The 5,237-nt window shown below is 71.1% G+C and carries 3 protein-coding genes; all 3 read right to left on the bottom strand.

Annotated features, from left to right (window positions below):
- Positions 1–29 precede the first annotated feature (29 nt).
- Positions 30–1,769 carry a maltose alpha-D-glucosyltransferase gene (gene treS, locus EEJ42_RS34535; RefSeq protein WP_123106097.1) on the bottom strand — a complete coding sequence of 580 codons (1,740 nt, stop codon included), beginning with the start codon at positions 1,767–1,769 and terminating at the stop codon, positions 30–32.
- Positions 1,766–3,760 (bottom strand): alpha-1,4-glucan--maltose-1-phosphate maltosyltransferase, encoded by a 1,995-nt coding sequence (locus EEJ42_RS34530; RefSeq protein WP_123106095.1) that lies wholly within the window; start codon positions 3,758–3,760, stop codon positions 1,766–1,768. The genes treS and EEJ42_RS34530 overlap by 4 nt, the downstream gene beginning before the upstream one ends.
- A gap of 330 nt (positions 3,761–4,090) precedes the next feature.
- The coding region (locus EEJ42_RS34525; RefSeq protein ID WP_148082130.1) for a S8 family peptidase at positions 4,091–5,237 on the bottom strand (1,147 nt) is incomplete at its 5' end.

Here is a 5,237-nt window from a genome sequence, read left to right as displayed (position 1 = left end):
CGGACCGCGGCCGCCCGGAAGGGGCCGGGTCAGAGGGGTGGGCGGGTGGGGGTGGGGTCGGCGCGGCGCAGGCGGAACCAGTAGAAGCCGTGGCCCGCCAGGGTGAGCAGGTAGGGGAGCTCGCCGATGGCGGGGAAGCGGACGCCGCCGATCAGCTCGACCGGGTGGCGGCCCGCGAAGGACTGGAGGTCCAGCTCCGTGGGCTGGGCGAAGCGCGAGAAGTTGTGCACGCACAGCACCAGGTCGTCCTCCCCGTCCGGGGTCCGCGGGGCCTCGCGGAGGAAGGCGAGGACGGCGGGGTTGGAGGAGGGCAGCTCGGTGAAGGAGCCCAGCCCGAAGGCCGGGTTCTGCTTGCGGATCTCGATCATCCGCCGGGTCCAGTGGAGCAGCGACGAGGGGCTGCTCATGGCCGCCTCGACATTGGTGACCTGGTACCCGTACACCGGGTCCATGATCGTCGGCAGGAAGAGCCGCCCCGGATCGCAGGAGGAGAAGCCCGCGTTGCGGTCGGGGGTCCACTGCATGGGGGTGCGCACGGCGTCGCGGTCGCCGAGCCAGATGTTGTCGCCCATGCCGATCTCGTCGCCGTAATACAAGATCGGCGACCCGGGCAGTGACAGCAGCAGCGCGGTGAACAGCTCGATCTGGTTGCGGTCGTTGTCCAGCAGCGGGGCGAGTCGGCGCCGGATGCCGATGTTGGCGCGCATGCGCGGATCCTTGGCGTACTCCGCGTACATGTAGTCGCGCTCTTCGTCGGTGACCATTTCCAGGGTCAGCTCGTCGTGGTTGCGCAGGAAGATGCCCCACTGACAGCCGGAGGGAATGGCGGGGGTCTTGGAGAGGATCTCCGAGACGGGGTAGCGCGATTCGCGGCGCACCGCCATGAAGATGCGCGGCATGACGGGGAAGTGGAAGGCCATGTGGCACTCGTCGCCGCCCGCCTCGTAGTCGCCGAAGTAGTCGACGACGTCCTCCGGCCACTGGTTGGCCTCGGCCAGCAGCACGGTGTCGGGGTAGTGGGCGTCGATCTCGGCGCGGACGCGCTTGAGGAGCTGGTGGGTGCGGGGGAGGTTCTCGCAGTTGGTGCCCTCCTCCGCGTACAGATACGGGACGGCGTCGAGCCGGAATCCGTCGATGCCGAGGTCCAGCCAGAAGCGCAGGGCGGCCAGTACCTCTTCCTGGACGGCCGGGTTCTCGAAGTTGAGGTCCGGCTGGTGCGCGAAGAAGCGGTGCCAGTAGTACTGCTTGCGTACCGGATCAAAGGTCCAGTTGGACGTCTCGGTGTCGACGAAGATGATGCGGGCGTCCTGGTACTGCTTGTCGTCGTCGGCCCAGACGTAGTAGTCGCCGTACGGTCCGTCCGGATCGGTGCGGGACTCCTGGAACCACGGATGCTGATCGCTGGTGTGGTTCATGACAAAGTCGATGATGACGCGCATGCCGCGCTGGTGCGCGGCGTCCACGAACTCGACGAAGTCGGCGAGATCCCCGAACTCCGGCAGTACGGCCGTGTAGTCCGAGACGTCGTAGCCGCCGTCGCGCAGCGGGGAGGCGAAGAAGGGCGGCAGCCAGAGGCAGTCGACGCCGAGCCACTGGAGGTAGTCGAGTTTGGCCGTGAGTCCCTTGAGGTCGCCGATGCCGTCGCCGTTGCTGTCCTGGAAGGAGCGCACCAGGACCTCGTAGAAGACGGCGCGTTTGAACCAGTCGGGGTCACGGTCCTTGGCGGGGGTGTCTTCGAACTTGTCCGGTACGGGCTCGTTGACGATCATGGTGTGGGTGACCCTCCGATCGGTGAGGACGGTCGCAGGGAGAGCACGTGCGCGGGAGCCATGTCGCGCCCAGGCTCCAGGCGTACGTAGTTGTCCCTGCCCCAGTGATAGGTGTCGCCGGTGAGCTCGTCGCGCACCGGGACGGACTCGTGCCAGTCGAGGCCGAGTTCCGGCATGTTCAACGAGACCGTCGCCTCCTGGGTGTGGTGGGGGTCCAGGTTGACGACGGTGAGCACGCACGAGTCGCCCGTGCGCTTGGAGTAGACGATGACGGAGTCGTTGTCCGCGTGGTGGAATCGCAGGTTGCGCAGCCGGCGCAGGGCGGGGTGCCGCCGGCGCAGCCGGTTGAGCCGGGTGATGAGCGGGGTGAGCGTGGTTCCCGCACGCTCGGCGTCCGCCCAGTCGCGGGGGCGCAGCTGGTACTTCTCCGAGTCCAGGTACTCCTCGCTGCCGGCGCGCAGCGGGGTGTTCTCGCACAGCTCGTAGCCCGCGTAGACACCCCAGGTGGGGGAGAGGGTGGCGGCGAGGACGGCCCGTACCGCGAAGGCCGGGCGGCCGCCGTCCTGAAGGTAGGCGTGCAGGATGTCGGGGGTGTTGACGAAGAAGTTGGGCCGCATCCAGGCGGCCGCGTCCCCGGACAGCTCGGTGAGGTAGTCGGTCAGCTCCTGCTTGCCGTTGCGCCAGGTGAAGTACGTATACGACTGCTGGAAGCCGATCATGCCGAGCGTGTTCATCATCGCGGGCCGGGTGAACGCCTCGGCGAGGAAGATGACGTCGGGGTCGGTGCGGTTGATGTCCCCGATCACCTTCTCCCAGAAGGCCACGGGCTTGGTGTGCGGGTTGTCGACCCGGAAGATCCGCACGCCGTGGGACATCCAGAACCGCAGCAGCCGCTCGGTCTCGCGGACGAGGCCGGGGAAGTCGGCGTCGAAGGCGATGGGGTAGATGTCCTGGTACTTCTTGGGCGGGTTCTCGGCGTACGCGATCGTCCCGTCGGCGCGCCGGTGGAACCACTCGGGGTGCTCGGTGACCCAGGGGTGGTCGGGCGAGCACTGGAGCGCGAAGTCGAGCGCCACCTCCATGCGCAGCTCGTGCGCCCGGGCCACGAAGTGGTCGAAGTCGTCCAGGGTGCCGAGGTCGGGGTGGATCGCGTCGTGGCCGCCGTCCGGGGAGCCGATCGCCCAGGGGGAGCCGACGTCGAAGGGGCCCGCGGAGAGCGTGTTGTTGGGACCCTTGCGGAAGGCGGTGCCGATGGGGTGGACGGGCGGCAGATAGACGACGTCGAACCCGGCGGCGGCGACGGCGGGCAGCCGCTCGGCGGCGGTGCGCAGCGTGCCGCTGACCGGGCGCCGCCCCTCGGCCACCTTGGCGCCCTCCGAGCGCGGGAACAGCTCGTACCAGGAGCCGAACAGCGCGCGCTCCCGCTCGACCTGGAGCGGCATCGGGCGCGAGGCGGTGACCAGTTCGCGCAGCGGATGGCGGTCGAGGGCGGCGGTGACGTCGGGGACGAGGGCCGCGGCGAGCCGGTCGGCGACCGGGCGGCGCTCGTCGCGCAGCCCGTCGACGGCGCCGAGCACCGCCTCCCGGCCGTCGTTCTTGGGCACTCCGGCCGCGGCTCTCTCGTGCAGCCTGGCGCCTTCCTCCAGCACCAGATCGGTGTCGATCCCGGCCGGGACCTTGATCCGGGCGTGATGGCGCCAGGTGGCGACGGGGTCGCTCCACGCCTCGACCGTGTACGACCAGCGGCCGGGCGCGGTGGGGGTGATCTCGGCGCCCCAGCGGTCGGTGCCGGGGGCGAGTTCGCGCAGGGGGGTCCACGGCCCCGACCGTCCGGCCGGATCGCGGAGGACGACATTGGCGCTGACCGCGTCGTGGCCCTCCCGGAACACGGTGGCACTGACCTCGAAGGTCTCGCCCACCACCGCCTTGGCGGGGCGGCGGCCGCAGTCGATCAGCGGACGGATATCCAAAAGGGGAATACGACCGATCATAGGATCACCTGACGGCGTTGCGGGCTGATGTGCGGAGGGCGCTTGATGGTCGGCGACGGCCTTTGTCCTTTGTATAGGCTTTACCGCCGGGCGATGGGTTGCGGGCATGACAGCTCCTGTCCGCGTTCACTCTGGTGGGCGGATGGGGTCGGCCATGGGGGGCGCGTTCGGGAAGCCTTCCCACCGGACACCGGGAGACAATCCGGGTTCCCGTTAACTACCGGTTCGTAACGCGGGGTGCATGGCTCGGCCCCGCGCGTATCCGTGCGGGGCCGATGATATGACCGCAATCTCGGGTTGTGTCAGATGCTCCGTGCGCCAGATGCTCCGTCAGCCGCCCGCGCGCAGCAGCCGGTTCGGCGAACCGCGGCCCGCGTTCCGTACCGCGCCCTTGGCCGACTCCGCCGCGAGCGCCGCGCTCACCCGGGCCGGGCTCGCCGAGCGGTGGGCGGCGAGGTAGAGCGCCGCCGCGCCCGCGACATGGGGCGCCGCCATCGACGTGCCCGACAGCGTCGCCGCCGCCGTATCGCTCGTGGGGGACGCCGACACGATCCGGTCGCCGGGCGCGAACAGGTCGACCACCGGGCCCCAGTTGGAGAACGGCGCGCGGCGGTCCGCCCGGTCCGTCGCGCCCACCGTGATCGCCTGCGGCACCCGGCCCGGCGAGAAGGAGCCCGCGGACCGGCCCGCGTTGCCCGCCGCGACCGTGAAGGTGAGACCGGCGCGCACCCCGGCCCGTATCGCGGCGTCCCACTCCGGGACGGGCCCCGCGATCGCCGACCCCAGGCTCAGATTGACCACCGACGGCTTCCGGGCGTGCCGCAGCACCCAGTCCAGACCGGCCAGCACCTCGGCGCTGGTGCCCTCCCCGCGGTCGTCCAGCACCCGTACGGCGACCACGTCCGCCCGCTTCGCCACCCCGTACTGCGTGCCCGCGGCGGTCGCGGCCACATGGGTGCCGTGGCCGTTGCCGTCCTGCGCCACCGGGTCGTCGTCCACGAAGTCCCAGCCGGAGCGGGCCCGGCCGCCGAAGTCCCGGTGACCGGTGCGCACTCCGGAGTCGATGACGTAGATCGTCGTCCCGCGTCCGCCGCCGGCCGGTGCCGTGTACGCCCCGTCCAGCGCCGCCCCGGCGGGCTGGTCGATGCGGTCCAGGCCCCACGACGGCGGGTAGGGCTGGGTCGCCCTGGCGGCGGTGGTACCGCGCAGCGACACCTCGGCGTCCCGGGTCACCGACGCGACCCCCGGGTCCGCCGCGAGCCGCCTCGCCTGCGCCTCGTCGGCCCGTACGGCGAAGCCGTTCAGCGCCCTGCTGTACGTACGGCGCACCGCCGCCCCGTACCGCTCGACGATGCCCCTGCCCTGCCCGGATTCCGCCGACGCCCCCTGGCGCAGCGTCACGATGTACGTGTGCTGCGCCGCCGCGCCCGCGGCCTGTGCGGGCAGCGCCCCGCCCGCCAGCACCACCGCGGCGGCG

The sequence above is a fragment of the Streptomyces botrytidirepellens genome (assembly GCF_003721215.1).
GTDB classification, from domain to species: domain Bacteria; phylum Actinomycetota; class Actinomycetes; order Streptomycetales; family Streptomycetaceae; genus Streptomyces; species Streptomyces himastatinicus.
This window is presented reverse-complemented; position numbering and strand designations above follow the sequence as displayed.

Coding starts and splice junctions, on each gene's coding strand:
- EEJ42_RS34530 (WP_123106095.1), bottom strand. CDS start 3,760: ATGATCGGTCGTATTCCCCTTTTGGATATCCGTCCGCTGATCGACTGC.
- treS (WP_123106097.1), bottom strand. CDS start 1,769: ATGATCGTCAACGAGCCCGTACCGGACAAGTTCGAAGACACCCCCGCC.